Here is a 13,141-nt window from a genome sequence, read left to right as displayed (position 1 = left end):
AGAAAATTAGGAGGATTTTTTATTTACCAGTGGAAGAAAATAAATGGCAAAGTAGCATAGCTTGTAAAAAGGCGTTGAATCTTGACATAAAACCATGAATGAAGGGGTGGAAATGGTCGTGTTAGATGTTCAGGCGGTTGAGAGTAAAGGTTGGCTATATCAATTTATTGAGCAGCTCTTCTCTGTTCATCCGTCCCTCCATTGGATCAGTGTGGGATTGATTACAACGCTGTTAAGTTTCCTGTTGATCTTAAACCAAAAACGAGTGAGTCAATTTCCGCGTTATGGCTATATGGCAACCATTGTCGGTACGATCGCTTTGCTTGATATTTTTACGCAAACAATCCCTATTTTAACGGTATATTTAATTGTTTTAGGTTATGTGTTATTCCGTGCCACCGATGAAAAAACCAATATTATAACTGCTAGTTTTTTTATCTCATATATACTAATATCTTCGTTTACTGAATGGAGCTATTTGCGGGTGATTGAGCTGGTGAGCCATTGCTTGTTGTTTATTTGGATTGCCTGGATCAGCGATCAAGTGCGGGACAGATTTTTTGAACTGAAAAAACAGAAAGAGAAAACGCGCCACATCATCTACCAAAAAAATGTCTCCAACCAACGCCTTAGGGAATTCCAAAGAGAACTGGAAGAAACGTATCTCCGCGATTCCCTGACGGGCTTGTACAATTTTCATGGGTTTCAGGAGCAAGTGACCCGCGGCTTGTCCCGGTGCGTGAATCCGCTTTCATACCATGTCGTCTGTTTTGACTTAACCAACTTTCGGCAGATCAACATGAAAGAAGGAAATGACACGGGTGATCGGTTGCTGGTGCAGATCGCTAACCAGTTGAAACGCCATTTGCCCCCTTCGGCCCGAATTGCCCGCTACGATGGGGACCAGTTCGCGATCGGGTTGATGGGCGATGGCGCCGTATTGCGGCGCTTGATTGAAACGGTGGAGTTTGTCTTGGCCGAGTTAAAGGCGAGCCATTCTTTGTTGAACTATTGCCTGGCGTCCGCCTCCTACCCCGCCGAGGCGAAGACGGGGGCTCAACTGATACGCCAAGCGGAGGATCGCTTGATGATCGCCCAGCGTCAATTGCGCGATAAAGAAGAGGAGCATCGACTAAGATTGGAAAAGCTGTCGGCATTGGGGCAGTTGGCGGCGGGATTGGCGCATGAAATCCGCAACCCGCTCACTTCGATCCGGGGCTTTGTCCAGATCTCCGCCACCGAGTCGGAAGCGGTGAAAAAATGGGAATCGATTATCTTGCCGGAGATCGATCGAATCAATGACTTGTTGAAGCAATTCCTTAATTTGAGCGAAGCCAAGCCGGTGAAGGTGACCCGGTTCAATTTGAATCGCCTGATGAATGACGTGCTTAGCCTGTTGCAACCCAAGTCTCTCTTGATGGGGCATGAACTGATCGGACATCCGCCGGATCAACCCGTTGTGATGGAAGCGGACGCCGAACAATTGAAGCAAGTGTTGATCAACTTGGTGCAAAACGGGTTGGAAGCCATGCAGGAGAAAGGGACGGTGGAGGTCTCGTGGCAAATGTGCGAAGACCAGGTACAGATCCGGGTGTTGGATACCGGCAATGGAATTCCACCGGAATTGTATAACCGCATCTTTGAACCGTTTTTCACGACCAAGGATGAAGGGACAGGAATGGGCTTGGCCATTTGCCATCGCATTATCGAAGACCATGGAGGAATCATGTGCGTCACGAGCAATTTGGGCTTGGGGACTTCGTTTAACATCCAGCTTCCGCTGAAACAGACGACCTTGGGTGAGGTGGTTGTATCGGAAGAGTATCCGCCCGAAACGGCGCCGGAACCGTCCCCCCGGCTTGAAGCGAGCAAACCGGAAGAAAAAGGAATCGCCGCCGAAGCCCGGGAAGAAACCGCGAGCGCAGGGCAAGATGCGAGAGAGTGCCCGGCGATGGTAGAAGGAAGCCAAAGTGACAAGAACGAAGCTCCTTCTCCTTCACTGGAAGAAGTGGCTTCCGCCGAGCCGCCCGATCAAGCAGCGGTGTTGGGAGAAGACCAAACGAACGAACCGGAAACCGAAGATGAACAAGCCAAAAAACAACGACGCCAAAAAGCGATGGAGCCACCGGCCGGCGAAGCGGGTCGGAAGCGGAAGCCCCGTAAGAAAAAAGAGGCCAAAGTGGAGCCAATCAGGGAAAAACAGCAAGAGATCAAGCGGAAAAAAGGGAAAACGGTTCGCACGGAGACCGCCGTTGCCCCAGAAACACCGATCATGTCCCAAACCAATGAGGCGGCGGGTTTTGCCGGGAGGTAAAGATGGGAAGGCTTTTTGATGGATGCGTTGGTTGCGCTCCGTTTAGGCCGGATCGATGCGGATCATCCCCCTTTCGTTGATTTCCCGTGTGAAAAAGCGAGGGATTTTCGGCAATAAATCTTGTAAAATAAGTGAAGGAGGTTGTCAGCCCATCCGTTGGTTGGCCAACCTGAACCGGAAAGGGGGGTAAACCGTTACGAAAGCATCGCTGCGCTTTCGTAGCAGTGGAATATATGAGTAACAAAAAAGAGATTCAATTTAACATTCTCAGCAAAAAATCCACCACTCATGGGGCTTATCATACGGGAACGATCAACCTGAACAATCTCTCTTCCGTCTTGGTTGAAGGGGATAAAGCGAAGATCGACCTGGGCTTGATTCATGCCAAAAGCGCGGTGGAACGGGGTATTAAGTTTACCAGCAATGAGGATGAAGTGACCACAGGCACCTTGTATTGGGTCGTATGGGTGGCTGTCGACCGGAATGAACAAGGCCCATACTATGCCGGGGTAACGGCTTGCCCGATGCGGATTGATCGGGAGAAACGCGTCGGTTGGAAAAACCTCGCCTTTCATGTCAACCGCATGGATGATGCGTTAAAACGGCGAATCAAAGTGGCGGAGATGGGCGAAGTGGAAAAGGCCGCATTGAAGGAGCTGCTCATCAATCACAATGAGGAAATGTGGGCAAACAGCAAAACAGAGTTAAAAGAACAGCTCTCATCACAAAAGTGAACGAAATGTGAACAAACTTCGATGACTCTTGCCGCTTAAATCCGGCAGGAGTACACTTAGTATTGGTTTCGGAATCTTTTGCTAGGACACAAAAAATGGCGGACAATTGTCCGCCATTTTTTGTTTTGCAAGCGAGCCTGGCGCAATCGGATGGCATTTTGACAAATGGAATGGTAAATTTCCGCTTCTTTTGCGCAAGCTAAGCGATAGGGAGGCGGTAAAGATGGCAAATATCCAAGAACATTTTGCGCGGCATGGTGGCACTCATTTCCGTGCCAATGTATCCGAACAAGAAATCAATGCATATGTTCGGTCTCTTCCAGAAGAGAAAAGAGAAAGCATGTATGAAGTGATGAAGGAGCTGGCGGCGGCGGGCAAAATCACCTTGCTGAATGATGGTGTTTTGGCCGACGGTGAAGGCCGAATCGGCGGCAGCACCGAATGCTAGAGCAACAACCCCATGTCCCTTGATTGAGGGCATGGGGCTGTTTTCCAATGCGGAGCGGAAGGTGGATTAAAGCCGGCTCCACCAATCGACCAACTGTTCCCAGAGTGTCGGATCTTTCTCGGGCATCCGATGTTGCGGTGCGATTTCTTTCGGTTCGGTGCCGCTGACGAAGTATTCAAACCGGACTCGATCGCAAAGCGGTGTCGCCAATTTGCCCGTTTCCTCATCGATGTAGACGCCTTTCACTCCGGCGGGAACAGGGAAGTCGTTGACTGGCTGGCCTTTGGTTGCTTCTTTCATATAGTGGGCCCAGATGGTTTGGGACAACCTGGCTTGATGATGGGGAAGGCGTTTCCCCTGATCGTAACCAACCCAAGTGATTGTGACCAAATCGGGCGTATAACCGGCAATCCAGCCGTCCCAATCGGTGGTTCCCGTTTTCCCGGCGGCGGGGCGGGTAAATTGTTGACGGACCCGATAGCCCGTGCCGCCAGGTTCCAATACGCTGGACATCAGCTTGGTCAAGACAAAGGCGTGAGCAGGAGAAGCAACCCGCTGCGGTTGGTTCTGCTCCTGAACGATAATGCGGTTGAACGGGTCGACCACTTTGGTGATGCCCACTAAGGGATGGCGGACGCCAGCGCTGGCGATCGTCGCATAAGCTTCCGCCATTTCATAAGGCGAGACGGTATAACTGCCCAAGGCCAACGAAGGGGTCGCTTTGAGCGGGCTTTTGATGCCCAGTTGATGAGCGAGGGAAATCTCCCGGTCCATCCCGATCGCGAGCAAAGTGCTGACCGCATAGATGTTGTCGGAACGGGCGATGGCTTCTCGCATGGTTATGGGGCGATAAGCGTATTGGTCACGATAATTGGCGGGTTTGTACGTCCCCCCTTGATAGACGAAGGTGGTCGGCTTGCTCTCGATGCGCGTAATCGGTGTGAAGCCGTGTTGCAGTGCGCTGAGATACAGAAAGGGTTTGAATGAAGAGCCCGGTTGGCGCTTGGCAAACACACGATTGTATTGTGAAGTGAGATAATCCTTGCCACCCACCATCGCTTTGATGGAGCCTGTCCGAGGATCAACGGAGATCAAGGCGCCCTGCAATTCCGGCGTGGGCCCTGTATACTGCTTCACCGCTTGTTCCGCCGCCCGTTGCATGCTGGTGTTGAGAGTGGTATAGATTTTTAATCCGCCCCGTCGCACCATGGCCTCATCCAATCCATAACGGTTAACCAGGGTGGAAATGACATAATCGCGGAAGTAGTTGGCCTTCAGTTGCTTAGGTCTGGTTTGCGGCGCAAGGGCGAGCGCGCTCTGTTTGGCTTGCTGGGCTTCCGCTGAGGTGATCTTGCCGTTTTTCGCCATCAAGTCGAGGATATGGTGTTGCCTTTTCCTGGCCCGATCAAGATGGTGCCACGGGGAATAATGGGAAGGTCCGCGTGGGATGCCCGCCAAAAAGGCGGATTCGGCCAAGGTGAGATCTTCGGCCTTTTTATTGAAATAAAGCTTGGCTGCGCGTCCCACACCGTAAGCGCCATGCCCATAATAAATCTGGTTCAGATAAAGCTCCAAAATCTGGTTTTTGGTGTAATGGAGTTCCAACTGAACCGTCAAAAGCGCTTCCTTGATCTTGCGTGACCAAGTCCGGTCATGTGTCAGGTACAGGTTGCGCGCCAACTGTTGTGTGATCGTGCTGGCGCCTTGCTCAATCTGCCCCTCTCTGACATTCACGGCGACCGCCCGGAGAATGCCTTTGATTGAAAAACCGTGATGGCGGTAAAAATCTTTATCTTCTGCCGCTAAGGTGGCGGCGATCAAAGAAGGAGGCAAGTCCGCCAAGCGCACGGGAATCCGTGCTTCTCCATCGTCCAAGCGGCCAAATACTTGTCCCTGATCGTCGTACAACATGGATGGGGCAAAAAAGTTGGGAACAGGGAGCGGGCGGGATTTCAGATACAGGAGCATCAGACCGGATAAGAGAGCTCCGACCACGAGAGTCCATGTCAGTCCCTTTGCTAATTTGTAAAGGAACGATAATCCTTTTAGTATCAAATGGATTTTGATTGGTTCGTATTGGGTTGAGGATGGCTGTTCCCTCATGATCCTAGCTCCTTTTTCGGTATTTCCTTCCAGCTTTTTTCGATAAAGGCAAGAATATTATGCCGAGGTCGCAGGAAGAATATACCTGAAAAAAGGTTGTTTATCTGGTTTGTGAAAATGATTGTAACTATGTGGATCATGCATTATTCTTAGTAAGTTAGAGTTGTACATAGGAAGGAGTAATAAGGAATGGAAATGAGAGAGATGGATCTCTGGTATACAGAGAAGCAAACGAAAAATCATGGAATCACGACGAAGATCAATAAGACTCTTCATCACGATAGATCGGAATTTCAAACGCTTGATGTGATTGAAACCGCCGAGTTTGGAAACATGCTGGTGTTGGATGGCATGGTCATGACCACCGATCGGGACGAGTTTGTGTACCATGAGATGATCACCCACATTGCGATGAACACCCATCCCAACCCCAAAAACGTCCTTGTTGTCGGCGGGGGAGACGGCGGCGCCATCCGCGAGATCCTTCGCTATCCTAGTGTGGAGCAAGCCGTGTTGGCTGAAATCGATGGCAAGGTGATCGAAGCGTCCAAACAATTTTTCCCCAAGATTGCCGGTGGATTGGATGATCCGCGCGTGGACATTCAAGTGGCCGATGGAATCCAGCATGTGCGTGACAACAAAGGCAAGTATGATGTGATCCTGGTCGATTCGACGGAACCGGTCGGACCGGCGGTGGGGCTGTTCCAAAAACCATTTTATGAAGAGATTTATGAAGCGCTGAAAGAAGACGGCATCATGGTCGCGCAGACGGAATCCCCTTGGTTTAACCGGGATTTGATCCGTCAGGTGTTCCGTGATATTTCGGGCACGTTCCCAATCACGCGTCTGTATACCGCCAGCATCCCTACGTATCCGAGCGGGCTGTGGAGCTTCACGATCGGTTCGAAGAAGTATGACCCGCTGCATGTCGATGAGTCTAAACTGCATGCCTTCGATACCCGTTACTATCGTCCGGAACTGCATAAAGCGCTGTTCTCCTTGCCGCAATTCGTATTGGAACTGTTGCAGACAGAGGGGGAGTAATCCATGCGCTTTGATGAGAAGTACTCCGGCAATGTCTTTATCGGAGCCAGCGATGACTTGGAACAATCCCAAGCGGTGTTGTATGGCATGCCCATGGACTGGACGGTCAGCTTTCGGCCGGGTTCCCGGTTTGGTCCGGCCCGGATTCGGGAGTCATCCTTGGTCCATGAAGAATATAGCCACTATTTGCAACGCGAACTGACTGAAATCACTTATTATGACGCCGGGGATATTCCCTTGGCCTTCGGGAACCCGGAGAAAAGCCTGCGGCAAATCGGGGAATTCGTGCGTCAAGTGTTGGATAAGAAGAAGATGCCGATCGGGATGGGCGGCGAGCACTTGGTCACGTGGCCTGTCGTGCAAGAAGTGTACAAGGATTATCCCGATTTGGCTGTGATTCATATCGATGCCCATGCCGATCTGCGCACCGATTATGAAGGGGAGCCTTATTCCCATTCCACCCCCCTGCGCAAAATCGCCGAACTGATCGGTGGGCAAAACGTGTACCAGTTTGGAATCCGATCCATGACCAAGGATGAAGTGGCCTATGTGAAAGAAGCGGGTATTCATTTTTATCCTTTTGATGTGATAGAGCCCTTACAAGAGTGTTTGCCGGCGTTGGCCGGTCGCCCCGTCTATGTGACGATCGATATTGATGCCCTCGATCCCGCCCATGCGCCGGGCACCGGTACACCTGAACCGGGCGGAATCACTTCAAGGGAAATGCTGGCGGCGATCCACGCCATCGCCCGTTCGGATGTGAAGGTGGTCGGTGCGGACCTGGTTGAGGTTGCGCCTGTATATGATCACAGCGAACAGACCCCGGTGGTGGCGGCGAAGTTGATTCGGGAAATGCTGCTCGGGTTCATCAAATAAATGTGGATAGCAACGGGCTTTCTTCCCTCCCACGATGGGCAGGGAAGCTTTTTTATTCGGCTGGTAAATGAGTCCCAACCAGTGTTAAGATACAGGTATTAGAAAAATGGGGGAGGCGGGCACTGTTGATCCCGGTGAAAATCCATATTCGATCGGTGATACAGCATGAGGTGGGTCAAGAGCCAGAAGTGATTGAACAAGCCTTGACGGGTCGGTTCGAGGCCAAAGAGAATGGGGAATGGTCACTCAAATACAAGGAGTATGAGGGAACGCCGGAAGAAGTGTTTACTTCTGTTCGATCGTTCGAAGGCCAAATCACCATTTCACGGCAAGGACCCGTATCGTATAGGCAAACGTATTGTCCAGGCAAAAAGGTGGAGAGTATTGTACATACCCCAGCGGGCAAGACCGAAATGGAAGTAACCACCCTCTCCTATCAGCGTCGACTTGAAGAGGCGGAAGGAGAGATCCAGTTTTCATTTATGTTGTCGATGGGTAGCCAGGATTTGGGTAAATATCAATTGAGTTTGAAGTGGATGGAGGAAAAGTGAGATGAATCCGCTTGAACAGATGAAGGAAGCGTTGAAGCAAGAAATCAGACAAGCTGTCATCCGCACCGGGCTGGTGCCGGAAGAGAGCGTGCCGGAAGTGGTGTTGGAAGTGCCACGGGAAAAGGCGCACGGTGATTTTGCCACCAATATCGCGATGCAGTTGACGCGCATCGCCCGCAAGAATCCGCGCGAGATCGCCGCGCAAATCGTGGCGGAGCTGAACCGAAGCGCCGGCAACATTCTAGAAGTGCAAATTGCCGGCCCCGGCTTCATCAATTTCTTTATGGATCGGTCCTTCTTGGTGAACGTGTTGAAAGAGATCCGACAGAGCGGGACCGCTTATGGCCGTTCCAATGCGGGCCAAGGGGAAAAGGTGAATGTGGAGTTTTGCAGCGCTAACCCCACCGGCCATCTGCACTTGGGACATGCCCGCGGCTCCGCGGTGGGTGATGCCCTGTGCAATATTCTGGAAGCGGCGGGCTATGCCGTGACCCGCGAATATTATATCAATGACGCAGGAAACCAGATGAACATGTTGGCGTTGTCGCTTGAGGCGCGCTATCTGGAAGCGTTGGGCCAAGAAGTCGCCTTCCCGGAAGACGGTTATCGAGGGCAGGAGATCGTCGATATCGCGCGGGAATTGGTTCAAGAAGAAGGGGAACGCCTCTTGGGCCTGGAGCGGGAAGAACGGTTGGCCTATGTGAAAGAAGTGGGCAAACAGAAGTTATTGGCCAAGATCAAAGCCGATTTGGAAAAGTATCGGGTGAAATTTGATGTCTGGTTCAGCGAGTTGTCCTTGTATCAATCGGATGCGATTGAGCAAACGATCGCCGAACTGAAGGAAAAAGGATACACCTATGAACAGGATGGAGCGTTATGGTTGCGATCGACGGCTTTTGGCGACGACAAAGACCGCGTGTTGATCAAACAGGATGGGTCATTTACTTATCTGACACCGGACATCGCCTACCATCGCGACAAGTTGCACCGTGGCCATGACCGGTTGATCAACATCTGGGGCGCCGACCACCATGGTTACATTCCCCGGATGAAAGCGGCGCTGAGCGCGCTTGGATACGATGCCGATAAGTTGGAAGTGGTTGTCACCCAGATGGTGAAGCTGTACCAAGGCGGCGAATTGGTCAAGATGTCGAAGCGGACCGGCAAAGCCGTGACCATGGAAGAATTGATGGGTGAAGTGGGGGTGGATGCGGCGCGTTATTTCTTCGTCATGAGAAGCCCGGATGCGCATCTGGATTTTGACATGGACTTGGCTGTGTCCCAGTCCAACGAAAACCCCGTTTACTACGTGCAGTATGCGTCGGCCCGCATCGCCAGCGTCTTCCGTCAGGCCGAGGAGAAAGGCATTCAGCCCTCGTGGGGGGAGGCCCATTTGGCGCGTCTCACCTTGGAGCAGGAATTGGATCTCTTGCAAAAGCTGGGTGAGTTTGCGGAAGAAGTGGTTGCGAGTGCGGAACAACTGGCGCCACACCGGATTGTCCGCTATCTGTATGATTTGGCGACCCAGTTCCACAGCTATTACAACGCCCATCGCGTCATCACCGATGATGCGGCCCTCTCCCAAGCGCGATTGGCCCTGTTTGCCGGAGTGCGCCAAGTGTTGCAAAATGGCTTGGCCTTGATCGGCGTGTCGGCGCCGGAGCGGATGTAACTGTATCAAATAAACGGAAACCCAACCTTTGCCATACTGCAGGGTTGGGTTTCTTTGCGCCTTGATGGTTTTCCTTTGCTGTGTTTTAATATCTATTTCCCGAGTCCATTAGTAAAGATTGGCGAATTGTTTAAAAAAATGTAACATCCATCAGGGGAATCTAGATTGATAATAGAAGTGCAGGAAAGTTTGTTAGTAGATGGGAACACCCATAGGAGCAACTAACCAAAAATAGACCCGGTTAAGTTGATGACTTGAACGTAATGGATATAAGGAGAATGAATCCGATGGAAGGAACAAAACTGGCTGGAAGGTACCAGGTTCTGGGGCGCATCGGTGGCGGGGGCATGGCCGTCGTCTACAAGGGCAAAGATTTGCTTTTGGACCGATATGTGGCCATCAAAGTGATGAATCGCTCTTTCAGTCATGATCAAGATTCAGTTCGCCGATTTATTCGTGAAGCGAAAGCTGCGGCAAGCATGTCACACGCCAATATCGTCAATGTGTACGATGTGGGACGTGAGGACTCGATATATTATATGGTGATGGAGTATGTCAAAGGACCGTCCCTGATGGACATGATCCAGAAACGTGGCCGGTTCGAGCCGAAAGAGACGATTGAAATTGCGATCCAGATTTGTGAAGGATTGCACCATGCCCATCAAAAAGGGATCATTCATCGCGACATCAAGCCCCACAATATCTTGGTTGCGCCGGGTAACCAGTATAAGGTGACCGATTTTGGCATCTCTTATTTCCCCCGGGTGTCAGCCATCACGCAGACGGGGTATGTGATGGGATCGGTGCATTATTTTTCGCCGGAACAAGCGTCAGGGGCAAAGGTGAGCGCCGCCTCCGACCTCTACTCTGTCGGCGTGGTCCTGTATGAGATGCTGACGGGGCGGGTGCCGTTTAACGGAGGCAATTCGGTCTCCATCGCGTTAAAGCATATACACGATCCGGTGCCTGACCCGTTAACGTTCAACAAAGAGATTCCACCGGCATTGTGCGAAGTGGTTCATAGAGCCCTGACGAAAGATCCGGAGCAGCGTTACCAAACGGCGCGGCAGATGCAGGAAGCCTTGGAGGAAGTCCTGGCTTCGCTTCAACCTGTGGATGCGTATGTGGAAACGTTTGAAATCAAGCCGACGGAGCGGGCCCCGCGCAACTGGAAGAAGCGCTGGTGGGCGGTGGCGGGGATTGCGGCGGCGTCGTTGTTGTTTATTGGGTTTCAGCTGGGCAATTTGGAGGGGGAATCCTCCTCAACCCCTTCCTCGACCAAGGGGCAGTCGGGCAACCCGCAACAGGCCATCGCCGCCCCGGCCGATGATGCGGAAGGCAATTACAAATGGTGGAAAGAGATACCCAAGGAGTCACGCAAGGAGAGCATTTATTTTCGCGACATCAAAGTGTCGGGGAAAGACGGGAATTATCATGTTTCATTAAAAGTGAATAATGAGTTGGACAGTGGTTTTCATTATACGATTTACGTGGTGGACCAAATCAGTTCACGTCCATTGTTTATGGGGAGATACGTCCATTTTAAGAAAGAAGCCGACCAGCAGTGGACGGATACGAATTTCACTGTGAAATTCCCAAAAAGCATGTTGCAAACAACGAAGAATGGGATTGTGAAAATCGAGGTCTACCGCTCCAAGAAGGTGAACGGGGAGTCAAGGCGCGTCGGCGCGGCGGAAGCTTTGTTGCAATTAAAAGGGGAACTCCCCGAATTTATGCGAAAAGATGCCGAGAAGTGAGGCATCTTTTCTTTTTTTAAGGACACGGGGGTTTTCTGGACAAATAACAGAATCTTTCGTTAAAATGGAAGGGATATGGATGAATTCTTGTCATGGATTGATCAATTTTCGGCAGCTCGGATAGATGATAAAGAAAGGAGTTGTCTCACTTGTTGATTACTCCTGGGATGAAGCAAGACATGATCGTAGAGTTTCTGGAGTGCTTGGATGAAGGGATTCATATCGTCAACGCTGAGGGCATGACCATTTATTACAATAGAGTCGCATCGCAGCTGGATGGGATGAATGTGGAAGAAGTGATCGGCATGCATGTGTTGGAGGCGTTTCCGTCCTTGACGCAAAAGAGCAGCACCTTATTGAGTGTGCTGGAGACAGGCAAGCCGCTGGAAGAGCGGGAACAAACGTTTATGAATCGCAACGGCAAGCGGGTGACAACGATCAACCGCACGATTCCGTTGCGGTCCCAGCAAGGGCGGGTGGTCGGGGCGGCGGAGATATCCAAGGATCTGACGCGCATGAAAGAACTGTCGGATCAAGTGCTCCACCTGCAAGAACGGATACGACATCCGCGCGGGCAACGTGGGCAGGAAGCGCAACGCTTTTACTCCTTTGATGACATCGTGACGCAGAACCGGTCCATGTTGCGGGAGATTGAGCGGGCCAAGCGTGCCGCGCGCACCCATTCCCCCGTGTTGGTGATCGGGGAGACGGGGACGGGCAAGGAGTTGTTTGTGCAGGCGATCCACCGCGACTCGGCGCGTAAGAGTCAACCGTTCATTGTCCAAAACTGCGCGGCGATTCCCGCTTCATTGTTGGAGGGCATCCTGTTTGGCACGGCGCGCGGCGCTTTCACCGGAGCAGAAGACCGCCCGGGACTGGTTGAGTTGGCGGATGGGGGCACCCTGTTTTTGGATGAAATCCATGCCATGCCGATCGATCTGCAAGCGAAGCTGTTGCGCGTGTTGGAGGATGGGCAGGTGCGCCGGGTGGGCGGCACGGAGCTGCGGTCGTTTGATGTGCGGGTGATGGTGGCGACAAATGAAGATCCGCTCCTCAGCATCAGGGAGGGGCGGTTGCGGCGCGACCTCTATTACCGAATCCACGTGGTGGGGATTCACCTGCCTCCCCTGCGCGAGCGTCCGGAAGATATCGAGTGCTTAACCCGGTACTTCTTCAGGAAATTCAAAGGGCAATGGAATTCGCCGGTGGAACGGATCGCGGATGAGGTGTTGGAGGCGTTTATGCGGTATGACTGGCCCGGCAATGTGCGCGAGCTGGAGCATACTGTGGAAGGGGCGTTAAATCTGGCGTTGGAGGAGGAATTGCGCCAGGAACACCTGCCCCGCCATTTTCACGCGGTTAAGCCGGCCCAAGTGATTCGGCTTCAAGGCAATCAGACCTGCCTGCGGGAGGCCTTGCAAGAGGTGGAAGCGACGATGATCAGGGAGGCGATGCGGGAAGCGAACGAGAATGTGCTGCAAGCGGCCAAACGGCTGGGCATTCCCCGTCAGACCTTGCAATATAAACTGAAAAAGCTGAATAAGGGAAAGAGAGGATGACTGCCTGAAATTGGGCAGTTTTTTTGTTGTGGAGAAAAAGTGTATGCCGAAACGCCCGTGTTTTGGTGTGGCATGGTTTTTGC

At 51.8% G+C, this 13,141-nt stretch carries 10 protein-coding genes; 9 read left to right on the top strand and 1 reads right to left on the bottom strand.

The window, feature by feature from the left end:
* Positions 1-118 precede the first annotated feature (118 nt).
* The 3 genes from ACFQNG_RS02970 to ACFQNG_RS02960 all read left to right on the top strand — a co-directional run bounded on the left by ACFQNG_RS02970 (position 119) and on the right by ACFQNG_RS02960 (position 3,496).
* Positions 119-2,314 (top strand): ATP-binding protein, encoded by a 2,196-nt coding sequence (locus tag ACFQNG_RS02970; protein ID WP_379863340.1) that lies wholly within the window; start codon positions 119-121, stop codon positions 2,312-2,314.
* Positions 2,315-2,538: 224 nt separating this feature from the next.
* Positions 2,539-3,048, top strand: coding sequence for a YwhD family protein (locus ACFQNG_RS02965; RefSeq protein ID WP_379863339.1), 510 nt, complete (start codon positions 2,539-2,541; stop codon positions 3,046-3,048).
* Between the two features lie 223 nt (positions 3,049-3,271).
* Positions 3,272-3,496, top strand: a complete 225-nt coding sequence (locus tag ACFQNG_RS02960; protein WP_379863338.1) for a hypothetical protein — start codon at positions 3,272-3,274, stop codon at positions 3,494-3,496.
* A 66-nt stretch (positions 3,497-3,562) separates the two neighbouring features.
* Here ACFQNG_RS02960 and ACFQNG_RS02955 read toward each other — a convergent pair whose 3' ends face one another.
* Positions 3,563-5,599: a transglycosylase domain-containing protein gene (locus ACFQNG_RS02955; RefSeq protein WP_379863337.1), complete on the bottom strand. Its 2,037-nt coding sequence runs from the start codon at positions 5,597-5,599 to the stop codon at positions 3,563-3,565.
* 204 nt (positions 5,600-5,803) lie between these two features.
* Between ACFQNG_RS02955 and speE the strand changes: the two genes are divergently transcribed.
* The 6 genes from speE (at position 5,804) to ACFQNG_RS02925 (ending at position 13,058) form a co-directional block, all read left to right on the top strand.
* Positions 5,804-6,643: a polyamine aminopropyltransferase gene (gene speE / locus ACFQNG_RS02950; protein ID WP_379863477.1), complete on the top strand. Its 840-nt coding sequence runs from the start codon at positions 5,804-5,806 to the stop codon at positions 6,641-6,643.
* A 3-nt stretch (positions 6,644-6,646) separates the two neighbouring features.
* Positions 6,647-7,519: an agmatinase gene (gene speB, locus ACFQNG_RS02945; RefSeq protein WP_379863336.1), complete on the top strand. Its 873-nt coding sequence runs from the start codon at positions 6,647-6,649 to the stop codon at positions 7,517-7,519.
* A 134-nt stretch (positions 7,520-7,653) separates the two neighbouring features.
* The gene (locus tag ACFQNG_RS02940; protein WP_379863476.1) at positions 7,654-8,070 is read left to right on the top strand and encodes a YwiB family protein; all 417 of its coding nucleotides are present in this window, start codon (positions 7,654-7,656) and stop codon (positions 8,068-8,070) included.
* A gap of 1 nt (position 8,071) precedes the next feature.
* On the top strand, positions 8,072-9,742 hold the full coding sequence (gene argS / locus ACFQNG_RS02935; RefSeq protein ID WP_379863335.1) for an arginine--tRNA ligase: 1,671 nt from the start codon (positions 8,072-8,074) through the stop codon (positions 9,740-9,742).
* Positions 9,743-10,029: 287 nt separating this feature from the next.
* Positions 10,030-11,499, top strand: a complete 1,470-nt coding sequence (locus ACFQNG_RS02930; RefSeq protein WP_379863334.1) for a protein kinase domain-containing protein — start codon at positions 10,030-10,032, stop codon at positions 11,497-11,499.
* A gap of 149 nt (positions 11,500-11,648) precedes the next feature.
* On the top strand, positions 11,649-13,058 hold the full coding sequence (locus ACFQNG_RS02925) for a sigma-54 interaction domain-containing protein (protein WP_379863333.1): 1,410 nt from the start codon (positions 11,649-11,651) through the stop codon (positions 13,056-13,058).
* The last annotated feature ends 83 nt before the right edge of the window (positions 13,059-13,141 follow it).

The organism is Laceyella putida, from assembly GCF_042665195.1.
GTDB lineage: Bacteria > Bacillota > Bacilli > Thermoactinomycetales > Thermoactinomycetaceae > Laceyella > Laceyella putida.
Note: the sequence above shows the minus strand (reverse complement) of the source record. Positions and strands in the feature narration are given on the sequence as shown.